We start from the raw sequence: 21,000 nt of genomic DNA, 5'->3' as shown, positions 1-21,000 counted from the left end.
CTGGTTAGGCTAACCTAAATGGATGAAAAACTACTGGGAGGCCCCATGACCGACACCTCTGCGGGCGACGCCCCGAAGCGGGACCGCCGCCAGGTCGTCACGCTCAGCGTCCTGCGGACCGAGCGGGTCACCCCGCACATGATCCGCGTCGTCGCGGGAGGCCCCGGCCTGGCGGACTTCGCCCCCAACGACCGGACCGACGCGTACGTGAAGGTGCTGTTCCCTCTGCCCGGCGTGTCGTACCCGACGCCGCTGGACATGCAGGCCGTGCGCCGCGACTTCCCGCGCGAGCAGTGGCCCGTCGTGCGCACGTACACGGTGCGCTGCTTCGACCCGGTCGCGCGGGAGCTGGCGATCGACTTCGTGCACCACGGTGACGTGGGCGTGGCGGGCCCCTGGGCGGCCTCGGTCCAGCCCGGTGCCGAGTTCTCCCTGCTCGGGCCCGGTGGGGCCTACGCGCCGGACGCGTCGGCCGGGTGGCACCTGCTGCTCGGGGACGAGGCCGCACTGCCCGCCATCAGCGCCGCGCTGGAGCGGCTGCCGGCCGGGGCGCGGGCTCGGGTCGTGGTCGAGGTGGCCGGGGTCGACGAGGAGCAGAAGATCGACAGCCCCGGTGAGGTCGAGCTGGTGTGGGTGCACCGGGACACCGGTGGGTCGCTGGTGGACGTCGTGCGGGGGATGGAGTTCTCCGGGGAGGACGTGCAGGCGTTCGTGCACGGCGAGGCCGCGATGGTGAAGGAGCTGCGGGCCCTGATGGCTGAGCGCGGGGTGACGAAGGACCGTTTGTCGATTTCCGGGTATTGGCGGAGGGGGTTGACCGAGGACGGGTTCAGGGAGGTGAAGGCGGCCGAGTCCGGGGGGTGATTCCGGGTCGGGTGGGTTCGGGGTCGGTTCGGGTGGGGTTGGGGTCGGTTCGGGTGGGGTGGGGTTGGGGTTGGGGCGAGGTGGGGTTGGGGCGGGTGGTGCTGGGTCCGGTGGTGCCGGTTCGGTCGCCCTGGACCGGGTGATGCCGGTTTGGGTGGTACCGGGTTCGGTGGCGCTGGGGCGGGTGGCGCCGGGTTCAGTGGTGCCGGATCGGGGGATGCCGGCTTGAGCGGTGCTGGATCGGGCGGTGCTGGATCGGGCGGTGCTGGATCAGGTGGCACTGGATTCAGTGACCCTGGACCGGGTGGCGCTGGCTTCGGTGGTGCTGGACCGGGCGGTGCTGGACCAGGCGGCGCTGGGACGGCCGGTGCTGGATTCGGTGCGCAGAGCGGGCGGCGCTGGATTCGGTGACGCTGGGCCGGGTCATGCTGGGCCGGGTGGCGCTGGTTCAGGTGGTGCTGGTTCAGGCCGGACCGGATTTGGTCGCTGGATCGGGTGGTGTCGGTTTGGGGTGCCGGGTGTGCGTCCGGCTGGTGCGTGATGGGCCGAGTGGGGATATCCCCGTTTGAGGCTCCTCGTGTTCGCCGACTGGGCGATCGCGTGCAGATTGTGCGGGCCTGCGTTCCTCGGCCGGGCGGTCCCGTGCGGATTGTGGTTGGAGACTCCGCGTGTTCCCCCTGCCGGGCGGCCCCGTGCGGATTGCGGGCCCCGGAAATTGTCGTACCCCTGTCGTAGCGTGTGTGTCGGGGGGTTCTCACATCAGGGGGACTCCGGTTCGGTGTCCCGCTTCAGCGCTTGTTCCGGTGGGTGTGGGGTTGAGCGGCGTGTCACCACCGTCGTGCTGTGGCCGATTTGACTTGGGGCCCCTGGATTCAGGCCTTCGCGGGCTGCGGGGGCAGGTGAAGGAAGCTTTGCCCGCAGTGCAAGTTCAAGGCCTGAATCCCCCAAGTGAAATCGGCCGCGTTCCGTGGCCGCGCCTCCACCTCGGTCCTGGGTCACCCGTGGGTTGGCTGGTGCCATTCGTTCCGTGGCCGCGCGCCGCCTTGGTCGTGGGTCGCCTGTGGGTCAACTGGCGCCATTCGCGCGTCACCTCGGTCGTGGGTCACGGGGGATCGACCGGTGACATTGCACGCCGTCTCGGTTGTGATCGGCTGGTGCCATTCGTTCGGTGCCGCGCGTCGCCTTGGCCGTGGGGCGTGAGGTGTCATTCACCCTGCCGGTTGCCGCCCGTGACTATTCCGTCTGGCGGAAGGTGTCGGGCCTGCCGTGTGTCTATTGGTGTGAATGTGTTGGCCCCCACCGGGCTTGGCTGTCCGCCGACCGTGGGCCAGGGGTGGTGGGTGTTCGGTCTCAGGTTTTCGGCGGTTCGGCCTAATTTCACACCTGAGGGTGGGGTGATGCGTCAACTCACCCGTAGTATGTTGTTTCGTGAGCGATGATCCGTGGCTGAGTGCGAGTGAGCAGCGAGCCTGGCGCAGCTTCCTGGCGATGCAGAGGCAGCTGAACACGCACCTGTACCGGCACCTGCAACGTGAGTTCGGGCTGTCCGGCTCCGACTACGAGATCCTGGTGAACCTGTCCGAAGCGCCCACCGGGCGGATGCGGGCGTTCGAGCTGGGCGAGGCGACCGACTGGGAGAAGAGTCGGATGTCGCACCACCTGACGCGGATGGCGCAGCGCGGGCTGGTGCGGCGCGAGCCCTGCGCCGAGGACACGCGGTACGCGGACATCGTGCTGACCGACGAGGGGCGTGCGGCGATCACGGAGGCCGCGCCCCACCACGCTGCGAACGTGCGCGCCTGGTTCATCGACGCGGTGGGCGAGGAGCGGCTCGGGGTGATCGAGGACGCCAGCGAGGCCGTGCTGGTGGCGCTGGCCGAGCACGACGCGCGAGCGGACCACCGGTGACGCGCGAGAGCCCCGCGACCTGAGCGGTCTCGGGGCTCTCGCGCTGAAGCCCTGGGGCTCAGCGGTGGGCGGACTCGAACGCGTCGACCACGCTGGCCGGGATGCGGCCGCGGTCCGCGAGCTCGTGCCCGTTCGCCTTGGCCCAGTCGCGGATGGCCCGCGTCTGCTCCTTGCTCCGCCCCTCTCCGGCGGGCTTGCCCCCCACGACCGCGGCGGTGCCGCGCTTCGCGCGACCGCCGGTCCGCCGTGCGGCGGCGACGAAACTGGCCAGACCATCGCGCAGCTTCGCGCCGTTGGCCTCATTCAGGTCGATCTCGTAGGTAACACCATCCAGTGAAAACTGCACCGTGGAAATGTCTTCACTGCTCGTGCCGTCCAGGTCGTCGATCAGCTGGACGAGAACCTTCTGGGCCATGGGTCGAACCTCACAACGAGTCGAACGGGCGGAATGTGACGACAATACCAAACCAACGCAGTTAATAGTCGGCTTGCGGAAAAAAGTCAACGACCGCACCGCGCGGAGTTTCGAGCCCCGCCAAACGTCACCCGTTCGAGGGCAGCCGTTATCAGGGTCACCCGTCCAGCGCTACCGCGACCCGCCATGCGAGACCGCCCGGAAGGCCCCAGGACGTCCACGGAGTGGACAGCGCCGTCGAATCGGTAAACCGACACCCCTAAACCAGGCCTATCCCGCTCACTCACACGAACGTGCGGCCGACGAACGCACGGCCATCCCGCAGCGGACGACGCGGAGCCCGGACGGCCAGATTTTTTCCAACCGCCGACCGCAAAGAGCCGGCCACGAGACCACCGCGTCGAATCCGCGCGGCACCGGGCCACCAGCGGCAGACAACGGCTCTGACGTCGACCAACAGCACATCGGAACACCGCCGCGACACCGCTTCCGCAGACGACGGCACCCCGCACCCGAGCGCACCGCGGTCGAAGCAATTGGCGAACGACAGCCAACGGCATTCCGAAGGCGGCACCCGGTCCCCGCACACATGCACGCAGCCGTTTTGCACAATTCGCCCAGCGCTCACATCAGCACCGACCGAACCGCGCCGCGGAACCGATCCACGCCCTCCCCCCGGCAAGCCCCGCCCGCCACAACGGTAGCGACGAGAACATCCACTGAACATATTCCAAGACGAACGACTACACCCCGCGCACGGTCGGTAGCACAAACGGGCGCGTCACCGACCCGCCTGCCGGAAAGGGCTCCGCCGAAGTCGATCTCATCACACCGCCCCCTGTTCGCGATCAAGAACTGAACATCCACGCCGCGTAGGGCACAGTGGACGCATGCAGATGCGACTGCCCGATCCCGGTGCGCTGTTCGGCCTGGCGAAGTCGACCGTTGGATGGGCGGTGGACACCGCGGTCACGGTCGCCGCCGTTCCCGGCAGGGTGCTGGGTCTACTGGATTCGGCCGAATCACTCGTCGGCCGGGTGGACGACGTGGTGACCAGAGCGGACACCTTGGTTCGGAAAACCGAAGCGGTCGTGGACCAGGTCACCGCGGTGGTCGAACAAGCACGCACGGTCAGCGCCGCGGCACAGGTGGTCGTCGCCGACGCCCGCCGCGTCTCCACGGCGGCCGAAGCGGTCGTGACCGAGGTAGTGGACATCACCTCACAGGCCAACGGTGTCGTGGCGGTAGCCGAGTCCACCGCCCGCACGGCCCACGAACTGCTGGAGGCCTACTCCCCCCTGGCCCGCCAGGCGATGCCACTGCTCCGCCGCTTCGTGGAGGAGCTGTCACCCCACGAGATCGAAGCAGCCATCAAACTGGTCGACCAGCTACCGGTCATCACCGAACACGTCCTCACGGACGTACTACCGATCCTCGCAACCCTGGACAAGGTGGGCCCGGACCTCCACCAGCTGCTGGAGGTCACCAACGACGTCCGCCAGGCCATCCTGGGCATCCCGGGTTTCAACTTCCTCCGCAAGCGAGGCGAAGACAAGGCCCCCGAGCTGGAAGCAGAGCAGAACCAGGCGTGATCAGTCCACACAGGACACAGAGCGCCGGGCCCGCGGTCAAGGCGACGCGCGGCCACAGCACGACGCGAGCCACGGCAACCGCCCTCTGACAGCAACGCAACCCACCCACCCCGACACCGACACCACCCCAGGCTCACCGGGAGTCCACATCCGCCCCGGTCCGCACCCGCACCACGTTCGACCCCTCCCCCCAGCAGAACGCCCGAACCCGGTACTCAGCCACCTTCTCCCCGGGCAACGTGATCAACCCGGCCGAGTTCACCCCCGCCTGCAACACCGCGGCGGGCGTGAACACCGAAGCGCCCTCCGCCTTCACCTCGATCAGGTACCCGTCCTCGTCATCAGCCCGGTCGACCCACGTGAACAGAATCCCGTTGGCGTGCACGACCGTCCCCCGGAAGTCACCGGGCACCCCTCCCCCGGCCCGCACCGACGACACCCCGTCGACAACCCCCGGCACGGTCCTGGGCGTGACCCACGCGTGGTCCTCCGCCTGCGTCCCGTCATCCAGCTCACCGGGCGGCAGGGCGATTTTCCGCACCTCCCCCACGGCCCCGGAATAAGCCCGGACACGGTACGAAAAATCCGTGGAGGGAATCAGGTCGGGATGCCGGTGGGAACCTTGTTCCACCGGCGCGTACTGGAGCGTCGTGTACTCCCCGCCCTCGCCGGTGGCGAACTCCACCGCCACCCCGGAAACACGAGGATCGGCGACCTTCCACGACAGCACCGCGTCAACGGGCGATTCCAGGACAACACCCAACTCGACCGCGGAACCTGATCGGGGAGCCTCGCCCGAACACCCGGCGAGAACGAGGACGACCGCGAGCGGAACAGGGAACTTGAGCACGAACCCCCCAGGGGTGGAGGACCCCCGCCGTCCCGGTGGCGACCGGCACCACCGGGACGGCAGGACGTCGAGACCGACCTACTGCCGCCAGAACTTGACCCCGCTCCACACGACCGTGGCGGGCCCCTGACCCGAACTCGTCCGGTAGGCGCCGAACTTGTCGTAGAAGTTCCCGCCGGGGCTCGCGTAGGTGTGCTTCAGCGATCCGTTGATGTACGTCTTGTGGTTGTTCCCGATCCGGTGCACCGTGTTGACCCGCACCGATGTGCCCACGGTGGCCCCGGTGGCGACCGTGGCGCCGCCGTGCACGGCGTAGAGCCTGCCGCCGCGCTCGACCGCGAGCATGAAGAACGGGCCGGGCTCGGAGTCGTTGAACGTCTGCTTCAGGCTGATCCGGGTACCGGCCAGGCTGGAGATCCGGAACGTGCCCTCGAACTGGCGGGCACCGCCGCCGGAGTAGTTCGCGTACCGGCGCTCGGCGCGCTGGTCGCCGCTGGCCGTGGAGCACGTCAACTGGAACGTGAGCCCGTTGACGACCCCGCACCCCCTCTCCTGAACGGTGAACGAGGGCGAGTAGGAGGTCCAGCCTCCGGACTCGACCTGAGCCCCGGCGCTCGGTGCGCCGACGATTCCCGTTGCGGTGAGTGCGGCCGCCGCGAGTGCGAACACGCGCACTCGGGAAAACAGTCGTGACATCATCGTCCCTTCCGTGGCTGCGGCGGCGACGTGGAAGGCAAACATTAAGGGCGTTAGCGTGTCTCTTTCAAGAGCGCGTCGAATGTTTATGGACGTGAACCAGTCGATCATGCATTCCCGGTAATTCGTGAGTGCGAGTGAGAAAAAATGGTTCGCGCCGCGAATCCGGACCGGTTCCTCCACCGCGCCCGGCGGGGGAACCGGGAACGGTTACGCTCCCCCACGATGAGACGCAAGCTCAAGCCCCCGCTGCCCCAGCGGCACGGCCTCGACCCGGCCCGGCTGCGGATGCCCGCGGAGGGGTCCTGGGCGACGCTGCGGGACCACCTGGTCGAGCGGCTGCCGAAGGTGGACCCGGCGCGCATCGACACGATGCTGCGCGAGAGCCGGATCGTGGACATGGACGGGCCGGTGGCGCCGAACGCGCCGTTCGTGCCGAACTCGTCGGTGTGGTTCCACCGCGACCTGCCCGACGAGGTGGCGGTGCCGTTCGAGATCGGTGTCGTGCACCGCGACGACGACCTGCTGGTCGTGGACAAGCCGCACTTCCTCGCGACGATCCCGCGCGGCAAGCACATCGTGGAGACGGCGCTGGTGCGGCTGCGGCGCGAGCTGGACCTGCCGGACCTCGTGCCCGCGCACCGGCTGGACCGCGTGACCGCCGGGCTGATCATGTTCGTGGTGAACCCGGCCCGGCGCGGCGCGTACCAGACGCTGTTCCGGGACCGCTTGGTGCACAAGGAGTACGAGGCCGTCGCCCGGTACGACCCCGACCTCGACCTGCCGCGCACGGTGCGCAGCCGGATCGTCAAGGAGAAGGGCGTCATCACCGCGCGGGAGCCGGAGGGGCCGCCGAACAGCGAGACCCTCGTCGAACTCGTCGAGCACCGCGACGGCCTCGGCCGGTACCGGCTGCTGCCGAGGACCGGGCGCACGCACCAGCTCCGGCTGCACATGGCCGGGCTCGGCGTGCCGATCCTCGGTGACGACTTCTACCCCGTCCTGACCGAGACCGCGTTGGACGACTACCGGAAACCGTTGCAGCTGCTGGCGAAGGTGCTCGCGTTCACCGATCCGCTCACGGGCGCGCCCCGGCGGTTCGAGAGCCCGTCGACGCTGCTGGCGTGGCGGTCGCACGAGGCGTGGCTCGCGGGCCCGCCCGCTACCCGACCAGGCTCAGCAACCGGCTGATCTCCTTGGTCCGCGACTCGCGGATGGTGGTCGCCAGCTCCTTGGCGCTCGCGTTGCGGCCTCCGTCCACTTCGGTCTTCGTCAGCTCGACCGAGTTGTGCAGGTGCCCGGTCATCAGGTTGAGGAACGTGGTGTCGAACTCCGAGTCCGGTGTGGACTTGAGCGCGGCGATCTCGGCGGGACTGGTCTGGTGCAGTCCCCCGTGGTGCGCGTGCGCGCCGGGGTCGGCGTCCACCTCGGTCGACTGCCCCCACTCGGTCAGCCAGCCCCTCATGGTCTCGGACTCCTCGCGCTGCACGGTGTCCAGCTCCTCGGCGAGGTCGCGCACGGCGGGCTCGACCGCCCGCTCCTTCGCCAGACCGGTCAGCTCGATGCCCTGGGCGTGCAGGGGGAGCATCATCTGGAGGAACATCACGTCGGTCACGTTGAAGTCGGCCTTCGAGGTGGAGTCGACGGAGCCGCAGCCCGCGAGCAGCAGGGCGGCGGCGAGCAGCAGGGCGAGCGGTCGGCGGTTCATGGTCCTCCACGGCTCGGGGTGCGGGCGGAACGGGGACCCGCGCTCCGGCGCGGAGCGCGGGTCCCCTGCCGGCGACTAGGCGGGAGCCAGCGTCTTCGACCCGGCCGCGAAGCCGTTCACCTGCACGTCGACGCACGAGTAGAAGGCGTTGGCCGTGTCCGCGATGTTCCACACCGCGAGGACCTTCTGCCTGCCCGTGCGACCGCCGAGGTTGACGGAGTGGTTCACGGTGGCACCCGGCTGCCTGCCGCCGTCGTTGAAGACGGCGATGCGGGTCCCACCGATGAAGTACTCCCAGGTGCTGGTGGCGTGGCGCGCCGTCAGCACCCAGTTGAAGTTGACCGTGCCGCCCACCGAGGCCGCGGGCCAGCCCTTGCTCTCATCGCTCAGCACCGTGAAGCGCGAGTTGCCGTGGCAGTTCTTGACGCCCTTCGGGCCCTCGACGCTCTGCGGCTCCCAGACGATGTCGCCGCAGTTCTGGACGCGGCCCTGGGCGCAGTTCGCCTGCCTGCTGGGTGGGGACGAGATGTAGCCGTGCGCACTCGCCGTCCCCGCGGGTGACAGGACGACGATCAGGGGTGCGACGCCGATGGCGACCGCCGCCGCGGCGATCTTGCTCCTCATGCTCATGTCAGCTCCTCTGGAATGAATGGCTGTTCCCAGGTGGAGGGCACTACGGGAGCGCCGACCACCGCAGGGGTGGGAACCCGATGCAGCGGATACGTGATCCACGCGCCGTGCCAACGCGGCGGAATTGGCACGGTTCTCTCTCGGCCACGAGGTTTCCGCTGGTCAGCGGATCCAGGTTGTCGCTTGTACATGTGGTCTAGACCAGAAACGTTAGCGACCTCGGACAAAGCGGTCAAGACGTATTGGAAAGCTATGAACGAATACTGAACCGCGATCCGCCGGTTCCCGTACAGCCCGGTATGACGTCGTTGCCGGTCAGGCGCACCGCCCGTGCCGCTCTCGCGGTGGCGATCACCGCCGCCCTGGTCCTCGCTCCCGCACCCGCGGCGGGGGCCGAACCGGTGCCCCCGAACTCCTCCGAGGCGCTCAAGCGGTACACCGGCCTGACGCACGACGCGGAGGTCCTCAACGAGGAGCACCTGCGCGCCCAGGAGGACAAGCGGGCCAAGCAGGCCGAGCTGGAGCGCGCGAACCAGGACCTCGTGACGGCGGGGCAGGCGCTGGACCGGGCGACGGCGGCGGAGACGCAGTTCCGCGGCCAGGTGGACCTCCTGACCGAGGCGTCGTTCCAGGGCGCGCGGTTCACCGGGCTGTCGGCGATGCTGGTCGCCGACAGCCAGACCGACTTCCTCACCCGGATGTCGGCGATGGACGTGCTGGCGGCCGACCAGGCGGCGTCGCTGGAGTCGCTGTCGGCCGCGCTGGCCGACGCCACCGCCGCGCGCGCCGGGGCGCGGGACGCGCGGGAGCGGGCGGCGGAGGCGTCGGCCGCGGCGAACGACCTGGTCGACGACATCGAGGAGAAGCGAGTCGCACTGGTGTCGCAGGTGAACGCGGCGCGCAGGCAGTACGACTCGCTGACCTCCTCCGACAGGGCCGTGCTGGCGAACAGGGGTGACACGTCCGCGGTCCCCACGCCCTCCGGCGCGGCCGGGAAGGCGTTGGCGTTCGCGCTGGCCCAGCGCGGGAAGGCCTACGTGTTCGGCTCCAACGGCCCGAACACGTGGGACTGCTCCAGCCTGACGCAGGCCTCGTACCGCGAGGCGGGCGTGGCCATCCCCAGGGTCACGTACACGCAGGCGACGACCGGGAGGCCGGTGTCGCGCGGCGAGGTCCAGCCGGGCGACCTGATCATCTACTACTCCGGGCAGTCGCACGTGGCCATGGCCGTGGACGACGTCCGGGCCGTGCACGCGTCGACCGAGGGCGTGCCGGTGAAGATCGCCAACATCGACGACATCGGGCCGATCAGCGTGATCCGGCGGATCGTGGGCTGACCGGTGCGCGGGGTGCGCCTCGGCGTCCGTCCGCGCGGCGTGCGCCACCGCTCCCGACCAGCGCGGTGACCACGGTCGCGGACGTCCGGACCGGCGCGGCGCCCTACACCGTCAGGTGGGCCTCGATGCGCTTGAGGTAGTGCCGCGCGAGGGCGAGGTTCGCGTGCTCGCGGTCCAGCACCAGGTAGAGGAACAGCGTCGGGTTGCCCTTGGCGGCGGACAGCGGCCGGATCAGGTGGTACTGGCGGTTGAGCGTGATCAGGATGTCCTCGATGGTGTCGTTCAGCTTGAGCGACGACATGACCCGCAGCTTCGCGCGCACGACCTCGGTGTTGCCCGCCGCGGCGACGTCCAGGTCGAGCCAGTCACCGCCGCCGAGCGTGCCCAGCGACATGCCGCTGTCGTAGTCGACCAGCGCCACCCCCACGGCACCCACGATGCTCATGGCTTCTTTCAAGGCTAAGTCGATGCTCATGGAAAAAGGGCTCCTCATGCGTGATCGGGGAAGGTGCCGGACAACCCGCGAACCATTTCGCGCGGGCCGAAGCGGCGGCGCCCAGCAAATCACACCACGTCGCGGAACCGCACGGAAGAACGACCGTTTGGAGCAACCCGTGTCACCGTTGAGCCTCGATGAGTGCGGTGTGTAACACCACCCGAGCGGATCACGCACCGCCAGATCGGGGTGACGGAGCGTTTGACGTGCACAATCCCGACCGCCGGGCGACACACGGACGGTCCGTCACCCTTCGCGCCGCCCCAGGCGGACACGAAGGGTGACATCGACGTGACATTGTGAAGAAAGGCGTCGAAAACCCGCACGTGGATTCTGAACCGGCGCGTTCCTCAATGAACTCCGCACTCGGAGAACGCCGATTCGAGCCGTTCTCACCCCGGAATTCCCGACCGCACTCCGCGGGCTCGGCCCAGAACTGGCCCGGTTCCCCGGCGGACCGGGGCGGCCGGTCAGGCCTCCGCCGAACCTTCCTCGAAGTAGGCCCGCCGGTTCGCGCGCACGGTGCGCACGCGCTGCCGCAGGACGACGTGCTGCAAGAGCGACAGCGCCTGCTTGGCCGCTATGTTGAACAACCCCATGGTGATGTCCCGCTCGCCGAACACGACGAGCAGGAGCGACGACTCGACCGGGAACACGCAGACGTAGCCGGACTCGCCCTCGAACATCGCCGTGCGCGGCTCGCCGATCCCGGCCTGCGTGGTGAACTGCACGGCGAGCCCGATGGCCGCCGCGGACATGGCCGCGACGCTCTCGACCTCGACGTCCCTGGTGTCCTCCGCCAGGACCAGACCGTCCTGGGTGGCCACCAGGAGCCCGGTCACCCGGTCGACCTGACCGCGGATCGTGCGCAGCGTCGCGCCCATCTCGTCCGAGTCGAACGGCGGCTGTGCCACCACGGGCCCCATCGGGAGGGGTTTCGCGCCGGGCGTCGACGGTCTCCGCGTCGGCAGCGGCGCGCCGGCGGCCGGTCGGTGGGCTTCCGCGGCGCTCATACGGCCAGGCTGGCTTCGATGCGCTTCAGGCTGTGCCGGGCGAGGGCGAGGTTGGCCCGTTCGCGGTCCAGCACCAGGTAGAGGAACAGCGTCGAGTTGCCCCTCGCCGAGAGCGGCCGGATCAGGTGGTACTGGCGGCTCAGCGTGATCAGGATGTCCTCGATGCTGTCGTTCAGCGCGAGGGACGCCATGACCCGCAGCTTCGCGCGCACGACCTCGGTGTTGCCCGCCGCCGCGATGTCCAGGTCGAGCCACTCGCCCCCGCCCAGCGAGCCCAGCGACATGCCGCTGTCGTAGTCGACGAGCGCCACGCCCACCGCCCCCGTGATGGTCATCGCTTCCTTCAACGCCACGTCGATGCTCATGGAGAAATTGACCCCTCATATGCCATCAGGTGTACATCGGGTAACGCGCGGGCGGACGTCGCGTCAGCCCCATTGGGCAATAGCAACCGCGCTTGGCGAATCACACTATGTCGCTCAGCCGTACCGAAATACGGCTGTTCGGAGCAACCTAGGTCACCTGTTGATATCGACGGGCCCGAAACAGTGCGGTGCGTAGTCGACCGTGAGGCCACGGTTACAGCGCGCTGCCAGGGACTACGCCGCCTGGTGCCGAGGCGGCACCCCAGTGCACAGGGGCACGGGCTCACGCGCTGTCATCGACTCGCACAACCCGCTAACGAATGTGCGGCCTCGGCCGATATGACGAATAATCGCGGTCGACCGCGTGCGGCTATCGGAAGCGAAAGCCGACTTCTCCCGTGCGCGAAAACTCGGCGGGGCGCCTACTCCGCCAGCGTGTCCAGAATTCCCTGGCCGTACTTCGCCAGCTTGTTCTCGCCCACGCCGCTGACCGTGCCCAGTTCCTCCAGCGAGCCGGGGGCGAGGGTGGCGATCTGCCGCAGGGTCGCGTCGTGGAAGACGACGTACGCGGGCACGCCCTGCTCCTTCGCCGTCGCGGCCCGCCAGGCGCGGAGCCGCTCGAACACCGGGGCCGCCTCGGCGGGCATGTCCACCACCGCGGCGGCGGCCTTCGCGGCACGGGCGGGCCTGGCGGCGCGGACGCGCTCGGGCTCGCGCCGGAGCACGACCTCCCGCTTGCGGCCCAGCACCTCGGCGCTCGCGGGCGTCAGGACGAGGGTGCCGTAGTCGCCCTCCACCGCCAGGAGGCCCTGCGCGAGCAGCTGGCGGACCACGCCGCGCCACTCGGACTCCTTCAGGTCGGCCCCGATGCCGAAGACGGTGAGCGAGTCGTGGTCGAACTGGATGACCTTGGCGGTCTTCCTGCCCAGCAGGATGTCGACGACCTGGCCCGCGCCGAACTTCTGCCTGCGCTCGTTCTGCAACCGGTACACCGTCGACAGCAGCTTCTGCGCGGCGATGGTGCCGTCCCACGACTCCGGCGGGGACAGGCACGTGTCGCAGTTGCCGCACGGCTCGCCCTCCTGGCCGAAGTAGGCGAGGAGGCGGGCGCGGCGGCACTCGACGGTCTCGCACAGCGAGAGCATCGCGTCGAGGTGCAGGCCGAGCATCCGGCGGTGGGCCTGGTCGCCCTCCGAGGTGTCGATCATCTTGCGCTGCTGCACCACGTCCTGGAGGCCGTAGGCCAGCCACGCCGTGGACGGCAGGCCGTCGCGGCCAGCGCGGCCGGTCTCCTGGTAGTAGCCCTCGACCGACTTGGGCAGGTCGAGGTGGGCGACGAACCGGACGTCCGGCTTGTCGATGCCCATGCCGAAGGCGATGGTGGCGACCATGACCAGGCCGTCCTCGCGCAGGAAGCGGGACTGGTTGGCCGCGCGGACGCCCGAGTCGAGGCCCGCGTGGTACGGCAGGGCGGGGACCCCGTTCTGCACCAGGAACTCCGCCGTCTTCTCCACCGACGCGCGCGAGAGGCAGTAGACGATGCCCGCGTCGCCCGCGTGCTCGGTGCGGAGCAGGTCGAGGAGCTGCTTCTTCGGCTCGTTCTTGGGTTCGATGCGGTACTGGATGTTGGGGCGGTCGAAGCTCGCGACGAAGTGCCGGGCCTCCTGGAGGTTGAGCCGGGTGGCGATCTCCTGGTGCGTCGCCTTCGTCGCGGTGGCCGTCAGCGCGATGCGGGGCACGTCCGGCCAGCGCTCGTGCACGGCCGAGAGCGCCAGGTAGTCCGGCCGGAAGTCGTGGCCCCACTGGGAAACGCAGTGGGCCTCGTCGATCGCGAACAGCGAGACCTTCCCCCGGTCGAGCAGGCGCGCGGTCGATTCGAGGCGCAGCCGCTCCGGGGCAAGGTAGAGCAGGTCGAGCTCCCCCGCCAGGAACTCCGACTCGACCATGCTGCGCTCGTCCGGGTTCTGCGTGGAGTTCAGGAACCCGGCCCGCACACCGACGTTGCGCAGCGCGTCGACCTGGTCCTGCATCAGGGCGATCAGCGGCGAGACGACCACGCCGACACCCGGCCGGACCAGCGCGGGGATCTGGTAGCACAGGGACTTCCCGCCACCCGTCGGCATCAGGACGAGCGCGTCGCCACCCGCGACCACGTGCTCGATGACGTCCTGCTGGCTGCCGCGGAACTCGGCGTACCCGAACACCCGCTGGAGTACTCCACGGGCTTCGCTCACGGCCGTTCCGGTGTCGGGGGAGGACATGGCGGCGATCCTACGAGGGAGGTCCGACAGAAACCCCGGCGAGTTGACTTCCAGCGCGGTGGAGGTTCTAGCCTCGATGGTTCGGAGCTAGTCGAAAGGGGGCTTCACCAGCATGGCAGTGCGGTTGAACCACACGATCGTGGCGGCGAGCGACGCGAAGGGGTCCGCCCGGTTCCTGGCGGAGGTGATGGGCCTGCCCGCACCGGTGCCGTTCGGGCCGTTCGTCACCGTGCAGACCGACGGCGACACCACGCTCGACTTCATGACCAGGCCGGGCGAGATCACGTCGCAGCACTACGCGTTCCTCGTCGACGAGGACGACTTCGACGCCATCTTCGGCCGGATCAAGGAGCGGGGGCTCACCTACTGGTCGGACCCGCACCACCAGGACGAGGGGCGGATCAACACCCACGACGGCGGGCGGGGCGTGTACTTCGACGACCCCGACGGGCACGCGCTGGAGATCATCACCCGGCCGTACGGCAGCGGGGCGTGACGCGGGCCCCGCGGGCGGCGGTGGTCGCGGGGGTGCTGAGCGGGGTGCCGTCCACGCTGCACGCCCTGGCGACCGGCGGCGACGTGCTCGCCGCGACGCGCGCGGCCGGGACGCTGCTCCCCGGCCGCCGCGCCTCCGCCGCGCGCGGGGTGGTCGCGCACGCGCTGCTGACCGCGGGGTGGACGGCGGTGCTCGCGGCCGTCCACCGGCGGCGGCCGTTCGGTGCGCTCGGCGGAGCCGTCGCGGGTCTGGCGGTCGCCGTGCTGGACCTGGAGGTCGTGGGACGGCGGTACCCGGCCGTCCGGGCGCTGCCGAGGGGCCCGCAGTACGCCGACCACCTCGCGTTCGGCGCGCTGGTCGGGACGACCCTCCGACCGGTTCGTCGCGGAACGAACGGTCAGGGCCGTGTCCTGTTCTGTCTTGTCGGTTCTCGTTCGAGTCGTTGACAGGCGGATGTCCGCCCTGACACGGTGCGTGGCAGGAGAACGACTGCGGGGCATGACAACGATGTCATCGAGGAGGACCTGGTGCGCAGCAGACGAACCCGTGCCGCGGCGGCGCTCGCCGGAGCGCTCGTGGCGGGCTTGCTCGCCACACCGCCCGCGACGGCGGCCCCGCCAGAGGACCCGACCGGGCTGGTGAACCCGTTCGTCGGAACCCAGAACTTCGGCAACACCTTCCCCGGCGCCAGCGCGCCGTTCGGGATGGTGCAGGTCAGCCCGGACACCGGCGGGCAGGGCGGGTACGACTACCAGCAGGGCACGATCTACGGGTTCAGCCAGACGCACCTGTCCGGCGTGGGCTGCGGCGTCGCGGGCGAGCTGCCGATGATGCCGACGACCGGCGCCGTCAGCAGCGTCGACCCGAACGTCTACCGCTCGCCGTACTCCCACTCCGACGAGGCCGCGACGCCCGGCTACTACCGCGTCGGCCTGTCGAAGTACGGGGTGAACTCGGAGCTGACCGCCACCACCCGCACGGGCTGGCAGCGGCACACGTTCCCGGCGACGGGCGCGGCGAACGTCCTGTTCAACACCGGCAAGGCCAACCAGAACGTGTTCGACTCCGAGGTGCACGTCGTCGGGGACCGCACGGTCGAGGGCCGGGTCAGGGCCGGTGGGTTCTGCGCGGGCCGCGACGAGCACACCGTGTACTTCACGGCCACGTTCGACCGCCCGTTCGCGTCCTTCGGCTCGTGGCGCGGGTCGACCACGACGCCCGGCAGCCGCGACGCGGCGGGCACGGGCTCCAACGGGGCCTGGGTCACGTTCGACGCCACCGCCGACCGCGACGTCGTCGTGAAGGTCGGCCTGTCCTACACCGGGGCCGAGGGCGCGCGGAAGAACCTCGCCGCCGAGACGACGAACCACGACTTCGAGGCCACGAGGCAGAAGGCCCACGACGACTGGGTCGCGCAGCTCTCCTCGGTCACCATCGGCGGCGGCTCGGTCGAGCGGCGGACGGCGTTCTACACCGCGCTCTACCACTCGCTGCTGCACCCGAACCTCGCCGGCGACGTCGACGGCAAGTACGTCGGGTTCGACGGCGCGGTGCACACGGCGTCCGGGTTCACGCCGTACCAGAACTTCTCGCTGTGGGACACCTACCGCCCGCAGAACCAGCTCCTGGAGATGCTGCGCCCGGACGTGGCGCGCGACGTCGCGCTGTCGCTCGTGGCGGCGGGCCGGGACGGCGGCTGGCTGCCCCGCTGGGCGCTCGCGAACAGCGAGACCAACATCATGACCGGCGACCCGGTCACCCCGTTCCTGGTGGAGGCGTGGTCGAAGGGCCTGCTCGCCGGGTACGAGGAGGAGACCTACGCGCTGCTGCGCGAGAACGCCACGAGCCTCCCGCCCGCCGACTCGCCGTACAACGGGCGTTCCGGCGTCGAGCACTACAACGACCGCGGCTACATCCCGTCCGGCCTGAAGCTGGGCACGGACTGCGCGCACAAGGGCGGCGACAACGACTGCGTGCACCCGGCTTCGGCGACGATGGAGTACTCGGCGGCCGACGCCTCGCTCGCGCTGATGGCCAAGGGGCTCGGCAAGACCGCCGACGCCACGCTGTTCGCGGGCCGCGGCCAGTGGTACCGCAACCTGTGGGACTCCTCGATCTCCCAGTTCCGCCCGCGCACCGCCGAGGGCACGTGGCTCACGCCGTACGACCCGGTCGAGGCCGGGCACCAGTTCCACGAGGGCGGCGCCTACCAGTACCAGTGGCTGGTCCCGCAGGACCCGGCCGGGATGGTCTCCCTGATGGGCGGCAAGGCCGCCACGACCAAGCGGCTGGACGACTTCTTCGTCTACGACAAGCTGCTCGCCGACCCGGCGGGCACGGCGCGGCGCGACTGGATCACCCAGCCCTACGACTACTACGGCAAGCCCACGTACAACCCGAACAACGAGCCCGACCTGCTGGCGCCGTACGTGTACCTGTGGTCCGGTGCCCCGGCCAAGACCGCGACGGTCGTGCGGGCGGCGATGACGCTGTTCACCACCGGCCCCGACGGCATGACCGGCAACGACGACCTGGGCACGATGTCGGCCTGGTACGTGTTCTCCTCGCTCGGGATGTACCCGACGATGAGCGGCGCCGACTTCATGGCGCTGTCCAGCCCGCAGTTCGAGACCGCGACCGTCCGGATCGGGCAGTACGGCTCGAAGCAGGGCGGCACGCTCACCGTGACCGCGCCCGGCGTCACCGACGCCAACCGGTACGTGCGGACGGTGAAGTTCAACGGTGCCAACCACACCAGGACGTGGCTGGACTGGAAGGCGATGGCGAGGGGCGGCACGCTGGCCTACCAGGTCGGCGCGACGCCGTCGGACTGGGGCACGCAGACCGGGTCCGAACCGCCGTCGGTCAACAAGGCCCCGGCCGACGGCCGCGAGCACGTGGACGCCTCCGTGCGGCCCGCGTCGGCGATCCTGCCGACCAAGGGCTCCGCGCAGACCCTGACGCTGAGCCTCGACGTGCTCGGCCAGTCCCCCGGCACGCTGTCGGTGCCGCTCAAGGCCGTCGTGCCGCCGGGGTGGGGTTCGACGCTGCAACGGGCTCCGCTGCTGATCGAGTCGAAGCGGCTGCCGGTGCAGAAGACCGTGACGCTGCCGATCACCGTCCCGGCGGGCGCCGCGCCCGGCACCTACCAGGTGAAGGTGACCGCCGGAACGGTCACCCGCACGGCGTCGGTCGAGATCAGGACGGCGGGAAGCTGCGCGACCGTGGTGGACGGCCAGTGCGCCGTGGACCTCGGCCGCGAGCGCAACCACGACGGCGCCGCCACGGTGGCCGAGTCCTCGCAGGGGAACTTCGACGGCGGAGGCTGGAGCTACGACGCCGCTCTCCTGCCCCCCGCGGGCACGGTGTCGTGGGGCGGTGTCACGTACTCGACCCCGGACCCGACCGGCACGGCGAACAACTTCGTCGAGACCAGGGGCCAGGCGATGCTGCTGCCGCAGGGGAACTACAGCGCGGTCAAGCTCGTCTCGGCCGCCCACAACGGTCCGGTGACCGGAGCGGTGACGCTGCGGTACGCGGACGGCACCAGCACCCAGGTCGCGGTGACCGTCGGCGACTGGGCGGGCTCGACCCCGCCCGGCACCTCGGTCGTGCTCGACATGCCGCACCGGATCAAGGCGGGCCAGGGCGTGGACGGACCGCCGGTGCGGCTGTTCGGCCAGTCGCTGCCCGTCGACCCGGCCAAGGTTCTCCAGTCGGTCACCCTGCCCGACGACCCCCGTGTGGAGGTGTACGCCGTCACCCTGGTCTGATGGGCGGTCCCCGGCGTGAAGAGGTGGACCGAGCGTGGACCTGCACGTGAGCCTGGACGGACGACGTGAGCTGACCGCCCAGATCTACCTGCAGGTCCGCGCGGCCATCCTGGACGGGCGGCTGCGGCCCGGCGAGGCCCTGCCGCCCACCAGGGAGCTGGCCGCCGCGCTCTCGGTGTCCCGCAACACGGCCAACGCCGCGTACGAGAAGCTCGCGGCGGAGGGGTTCCTGTCCAGCCGGGTCGGCGTCGGCACGTTCGTCAGCGACCTCCCGTTCCGCGGGGCGGTGGAACCCGAGGTGCCCGAGTCGCCGCTGCGGCCGAGGCCGATGTGGGACGACATGCCCGCCCCGCCGGACCTGTCGGCGATGGGCGACAGGTTCGACTTCCGGCCGGGGATGCCGGACGCGCGGCACTTCCCGTTCGCCACGTGGCGGGCGCTGCTGGCGGGCCAGCTGCGCGACTCGGCCACCGGCTTGGGGATGTACGGCGAACCGCTGGGGCACGCCGGTCTGCGCGCCTCGATCGCCCGGCACGTCGGCGTCTCCCGCGCCGTCCGGACGACGGCGGCCGACGTCATGGTCACCGGCGGCGTGCAGCAGGCCGTGGACCTGATCGCGCGGGTCATGCTCGCGCCCGGCGACGTGGTCGCCATGGAGGACCCCTGCTACCCGCCGGTGAAGCGGCTGTTCCAGGCCATGGGCATGCGGCTGGTCGGCGTTCCCGTCGACGCCGAGGGCCTGGTGGTGGACCGGCTCCCGGAGGACGCGAAGCTCGTCTACACCAGTCCCTCGCACCAGTTCCCGCTCGGCCACGCCCTGTCGCTGTCGCGGCGGCTCGCGCTGCTGGCGTGGGCGGACCGCGTGGACGCGGTGATCGTGGAGGACGACTACGACAGCGAGTTCCGCTGGACCGGCCGCCCCGTGGAACCCCTGCACGCGCTGGACCGCACCGGCCGCGTCGTCTACGTCAGCTCGTTCTCGAAGGTGCTGCTGCCGACGCTGCGGGTCGGCTTCTGCGTCGCTCCCCCGCCGCTGCACTCGGCGCTGCGCAAGGCGAAGCACCTGGCCGACTGGCACTCGCCGGGCCCGGTACAGGGGGCGTTGGCGCAGTTCATCGACTCCGGCTTGCTGGCGGGCCACCTGCGGCGGATGCGGCGGGTCTACCGCGCGCGGCGGGACCGGATGGCGATGGCGTTCGACCAGGACTTCGCCGACGTGCTGGAACCCATCACCAGCGCGGCGGGCCTGCACGTCACGGCGTGGCTGCGCACCGACCGACCGGGCGAGGACGCGGCAGTGATCGCCAGGGCGCGCGAGCACGGCGTCGCGCTGCACTCCATGGCCCTCTGCGGGATCGAGCGCGTCCCGAGGCAGGGATTCGTGTTCGGCTACGGCCTCATCGCCACCGAGGACCTGGACGAGGGCCTCGCGCGGATGCGCCGGGCGTTCACGTGACCTCGTCGTCATTGGCCCGGTCCATCAGGGCCGATCCTGGTACTTCCACCGCGCACCGGTGCTTCCTAGGCTCGACCCGTGCCGGGATGCGGGGAGGGAGCCCCGCACCCGACGCGGCGATCGGGCACTAGCCCAACTGCGCCTTGACCTGGGCGATCGAGGGGTTCGTCAAGGTCTCGCCGTTGGGGAAGTGCAGCGTGGGCACCGTCTGGTTCCCGCCGTTGACGCTCATCACGAAGTCGGCGGCACCGGGGGTCTGCTCGATGTCCACCTCGATGTACTCGATGCCTTCGCGCTTCAGCTGGTTCTTGAGGCTGTAGCAGAAGCCGCACCAGGAGGTGGAGTACATCGTCAGGGTCGCGGGCGCAGCGGACATCGGGTTAACGCTCCTCGGGTAGGGGGAGATCGGTTCCGCAGTGTGCAACGCGCGGACCACCCCCGTCGTTACCCCAGGACGGGGGTGATTCGCGCGTCAGAGGGACGAAGGAGCGGGGTGAGCGGGCGGCCGGAAAAGCGGTGCCAGGACCACCGCCCCCCCAGCCAGCGCTGAACGGGACCACAACACTCGGCAACCAGGCCAGCCATGAACGGGACCACAACACTCCGCAACGCGGCCAGTTTTGAACGGGACCCCAGCACTCCGCAACCCGGCCGGCCTTGAACGGGACCACCGCACTCCCGGCCCGGCCGGCCTTGAACAGGACCACCGCACTCCCAGCCCGGCTCTTGCCCCTGAGCAACCGCACCAGACCAAACCCACCCGACCCGGTTGCCAACTGCTCTTCCCAACCCCACCTCCCCCGCCGCCCCGGTCCTTCCCGCCGTCGCGCTTCGGTTTGTTTGTCAAGGCATCTTTCCCGCCTTGACAAACAAACCGAAGCGTCGAGACAATCGCGGGAACGGGGTGGCGGGTGGCTTGCAACGAACCAAAAGCCATCCCCCGCTCGCACAATCGTCTCCACACCCTTTCCCCTTTGCCAAGGCGGGAAAGATGCCTTGACAAAGGGGAAAGGTGAGGTTGTCCCCTTGGATCGGGCACCCTGATCCCAGACAGCGATCTGGGGAAGGATGTTCCCCGTGTCAGGCAAGTCGAAGTACCCCGAGCAGTTCCGCAAGGACGCGGTCGCGTTGGCCACCTCC

19 protein-coding genes are annotated in these 21,000 nt (G+C 70.0%); 9 read left to right on the top strand and 10 right to left on the bottom strand.

The window, feature by feature from the left end; all coding sequences use genetic code 11:
- The first annotated feature begins 45 nt into the window (after positions 1 to 45).
- Both AC156L_RS15660 and AC156L_RS15655 read left to right on the top strand, forming a co-directional pair.
- Entirely contained in the window at positions 46 to 864 is an 819-nt protein-coding gene (locus AC156L_RS15660) for a siderophore-interacting protein (protein WP_330879414.1), read from the top strand.
- A gap of 1,488 nt (positions 865 to 2,352) precedes the next feature.
- Positions 2,353 to 2,772: a MarR family winged helix-turn-helix transcriptional regulator gene (locus AC156L_RS15655; protein WP_330879413.1), complete on the top strand. Its 420-nt coding sequence runs from the start codon at positions 2,353 to 2,355 to the stop codon at positions 2,770 to 2,772.
- A gap of 58 nt (positions 2,773 to 2,830) precedes the next feature.
- On the opposite strand, the gene AC156L_RS15650 is transcribed toward AC156L_RS15655, so the two are convergent.
- The gene (locus AC156L_RS15650; RefSeq protein WP_259624838.1) at positions 2,831 to 3,187 is read right to left on the bottom strand and encodes a histone-like nucleoid-structuring protein Lsr2; all 357 of its coding nucleotides are present in this window, start codon (positions 3,185 to 3,187) and stop codon (positions 2,831 to 2,833) included.
- Positions 3,188 to 4,077: 890 nt separating this feature from the next.
- Between AC156L_RS15650 and AC156L_RS15645 the strand changes: the two genes are divergently transcribed.
- On the top strand, positions 4,078 to 4,779 hold the full coding sequence (locus AC156L_RS15645; protein WP_330879412.1) for a hypothetical protein: 702 nt from the start codon (positions 4,078 to 4,080) through the stop codon (positions 4,777 to 4,779).
- 133 nt (positions 4,780 to 4,912) lie between these two features.
- On the opposite strand, the gene AC156L_RS15640 is transcribed toward AC156L_RS15645, so the two are convergent.
- Both AC156L_RS15640 and AC156L_RS15635 read right to left on the bottom strand, forming a co-directional pair.
- Complete coding sequence (locus AC156L_RS15640; protein ID WP_330879411.1) at positions 4,913 to 5,320, bottom strand: hypothetical protein; 408 nt, start codon at positions 5,318 to 5,320, stop codon at positions 4,913 to 4,915.
- A 387-nt stretch (positions 5,321 to 5,707) separates the two neighbouring features.
- Positions 5,708 to 6,325 (bottom strand): hypothetical protein, encoded by a 618-nt coding sequence (locus AC156L_RS15635; protein WP_414720058.1) that lies wholly within the window; start codon positions 6,323 to 6,325, stop codon positions 5,708 to 5,710.
- 225 nt (positions 6,326 to 6,550) lie between these two features.
- Between AC156L_RS15635 and AC156L_RS15630 the strand changes: the two genes are divergently transcribed.
- Entirely contained in the window at positions 6,551 to 7,516 is a 966-nt protein-coding gene (locus AC156L_RS15630) for an RluA family pseudouridine synthase (protein ID WP_330879410.1), read from the top strand.
- Here AC156L_RS15630 and AC156L_RS15625 read toward each other — a convergent pair.
- Positions 7,488 to 8,033: a DUF305 domain-containing protein gene (locus AC156L_RS15625; protein WP_330879409.1), complete on the bottom strand. Its 546-nt coding sequence runs from the start codon at positions 8,031 to 8,033 to the stop codon at positions 7,488 to 7,490. The genes AC156L_RS15630 and AC156L_RS15625 overlap by 29 nt on opposite strands.
- Positions 8,034 to 8,108: 75 nt before the next feature.
- Positions 8,109 to 8,663 carry a lytic polysaccharide monooxygenase auxiliary activity family 9 protein gene (locus tag AC156L_RS15620; protein WP_330879408.1) on the bottom strand — a complete coding sequence of 185 codons (555 nt, stop codon included), beginning with the start codon at positions 8,661 to 8,663 and terminating at the stop codon, positions 8,109 to 8,111.
- Between the two features lie 299 nt (positions 8,664 to 8,962).
- On the opposite strand from AC156L_RS15620, the gene AC156L_RS15615 reads away from it, so the two are divergent.
- Positions 8,963 to 10,000, top strand: a complete 1,038-nt coding sequence (locus AC156L_RS15615; RefSeq protein ID WP_330879407.1) for a C40 family peptidase — start codon at positions 8,963 to 8,965, stop codon at positions 9,998 to 10,000.
- A gap of 103 nt (positions 10,001 to 10,103) precedes the next feature.
- On the opposite strand, the gene AC156L_RS15610 is transcribed toward AC156L_RS15615, so the two are convergent.
- From AC156L_RS15610 to recQ, 4 genes are all read right to left on the bottom strand, one after another.
- Positions 10,104 to 10,475: a hypothetical protein gene (locus AC156L_RS15610; RefSeq protein WP_330879406.1), complete on the bottom strand. Its 372-nt coding sequence runs from the start codon at positions 10,473 to 10,475 to the stop codon at positions 10,104 to 10,106.
- 491 nt (positions 10,476 to 10,966) lie between these two features.
- Complete coding sequence (locus tag AC156L_RS15605; protein WP_330879405.1) at positions 10,967 to 11,509, bottom strand: roadblock/LC7 domain-containing protein; 543 nt, start codon at positions 11,507 to 11,509, stop codon at positions 10,967 to 10,969.
- Complete coding sequence (locus AC156L_RS15600) at positions 11,506 to 11,874, bottom strand: hypothetical protein (protein ID WP_330879404.1); 369 nt, start codon at positions 11,872 to 11,874, stop codon at positions 11,506 to 11,508. Before AC156L_RS15600 ends, AC156L_RS15605 begins: the two co-directional genes overlap by 4 nt.
- 422 nt (positions 11,875 to 12,296) lie before the next feature.
- Positions 12,297 to 14,135 (bottom strand): DNA helicase RecQ, encoded by a 1,839-nt coding sequence (gene recQ, locus AC156L_RS15595; protein ID WP_330879403.1) that lies wholly within the window; start codon positions 14,133 to 14,135, stop codon positions 12,297 to 12,299.
- Between the two features lie 112 nt (positions 14,136 to 14,247).
- On the opposite strand from recQ, the gene AC156L_RS15590 reads away from it, so the two are divergent.
- The 4 genes from AC156L_RS15590 (at position 14,248) to pdxR (ending at position 19,860) form a co-directional block, all read left to right on the top strand.
- The gene (locus tag AC156L_RS15590) at positions 14,248 to 14,631 is read left to right on the top strand and encodes a VOC family protein (protein WP_330879402.1); all 384 of its coding nucleotides are present in this window, start codon (positions 14,248 to 14,250) and stop codon (positions 14,629 to 14,631) included.
- Positions 14,628 to 15,077 (top strand): hypothetical protein, encoded by a 450-nt coding sequence (locus AC156L_RS15585; RefSeq protein WP_330879401.1) that lies wholly within the window; start codon positions 14,628 to 14,630, stop codon positions 15,075 to 15,077. Before AC156L_RS15590 ends, AC156L_RS15585 begins: the two co-directional genes overlap by 4 nt.
- A gap of 81 nt (positions 15,078 to 15,158) precedes the next feature.
- Positions 15,159 to 18,404: a GH92 family glycosyl hydrolase gene (locus AC156L_RS15580; RefSeq protein ID WP_484406959.1), complete on the top strand. Its 3,246-nt coding sequence runs from the start codon at positions 15,159 to 15,161 to the stop codon at positions 18,402 to 18,404.
- Between the two features lie 34 nt (positions 18,405 to 18,438).
- On the top strand, positions 18,439 to 19,860 hold the full coding sequence (pdxR, locus tag AC156L_RS15575; RefSeq protein ID WP_330877206.1) for a MocR-like pyridoxine biosynthesis transcription factor PdxR: 1,422 nt from the start codon (positions 18,439 to 18,441) through the stop codon (positions 19,858 to 19,860).
- A gap of 127 nt (positions 19,861 to 19,987) precedes the next feature.
- Here pdxR and AC156L_RS15570 read toward each other — a convergent pair whose 3' ends face one another.
- Positions 19,988 to 20,236 (bottom strand): mycoredoxin, encoded by a 249-nt coding sequence (locus tag AC156L_RS15570; RefSeq protein ID WP_330877205.1) that lies wholly within the window; start codon positions 20,234 to 20,236, stop codon positions 19,988 to 19,990.
- Positions 20,237 to 21,000: the final 764 nt, after the last annotated feature.

Source organism: Umezawaea sp., assembly GCF_057122925.1.
This window is presented reverse-complemented; position numbering and strand designations above follow the sequence as displayed.

Bases quoted from the DNA above. Each gene is read 5' to 3' on its own strand.
- AC156L_RS15660 (WP_330879414.1), top strand. From the start codon at position 46: ATGACCGACACCTCTGCGGGCGACGCCCCGAAGCGGGACCGCCGCCAG.
- AC156L_RS15655 (WP_330879413.1), top strand. From the start codon at position 2,353: ATGCAGAGGCAGCTGAACACGCACCTGTACCGGCACCTGCAACGTGAG.
- AC156L_RS15650 (WP_259624838.1), bottom strand. From the start codon at position 3,187: ATGGCCCAGAAGGTTCTCGTCCAGCTGATCGACGACCTGGACGGCACG.
- AC156L_RS15645 (WP_330879412.1), top strand. From the start codon at position 4,078: ATGCAGATGCGACTGCCCGATCCCGGTGCGCTGTTCGGCCTGGCGAAG.
- AC156L_RS15635 (WP_414720058.1), bottom strand. From the start codon at position 6,325: ATGTCACGACTGTTTTCCCGAGTGCGCGTGTTCGCACTCGCGGCGGCC.
- AC156L_RS15630 (WP_330879410.1), top strand. From the start codon at position 6,551: ATGAGACGCAAGCTCAAGCCCCCGCTGCCCCAGCGGCACGGCCTCGAC.
- AC156L_RS15625 (WP_330879409.1), bottom strand. From the start codon at position 8,033: ATGAACCGCCGACCGCTCGCCCTGCTGCTCGCCGCCGCCCTGCTGCTC.
- AC156L_RS15620 (WP_330879408.1), bottom strand. From the start codon at position 8,663: ATGAGCATGAGGAGCAAGATCGCCGCGGCGGCGGTCGCCATCGGCGTC.
- AC156L_RS15615 (WP_330879407.1), top strand. From the start codon at position 8,963: ATGACGTCGTTGCCGGTCAGGCGCACCGCCCGTGCCGCTCTCGCGGTG.
- AC156L_RS15610 (WP_330879406.1), bottom strand. From the start codon at position 10,475: ATGAGCATCGACTTAGCCTTGAAAGAAGCCATGAGCATCGTGGGTGCC.
- AC156L_RS15605 (WP_330879405.1), bottom strand. From the start codon at position 11,509: ATGAGCGCCGCGGAAGCCCACCGACCGGCCGCCGGCGCGCCGCTGCCG.
- AC156L_RS15600 (WP_330879404.1), bottom strand. From the start codon at position 11,874: ATGAGCATCGACGTGGCGTTGAAGGAAGCGATGACCATCACGGGGGCG.
- recQ (WP_330879403.1), bottom strand. From the start codon at position 14,135: ATGTCCTCCCCCGACACCGGAACGGCCGTGAGCGAAGCCCGTGGAGTA.
- AC156L_RS15590 (WP_330879402.1), top strand. From the start codon at position 14,248: ATGGCAGTGCGGTTGAACCACACGATCGTGGCGGCGAGCGACGCGAAG.
- AC156L_RS15570 (WP_330877205.1), bottom strand. From the start codon at position 20,236: ATGTCCGCTGCGCCCGCGACCCTGACGATGTACTCCACCTCCTGGTGC.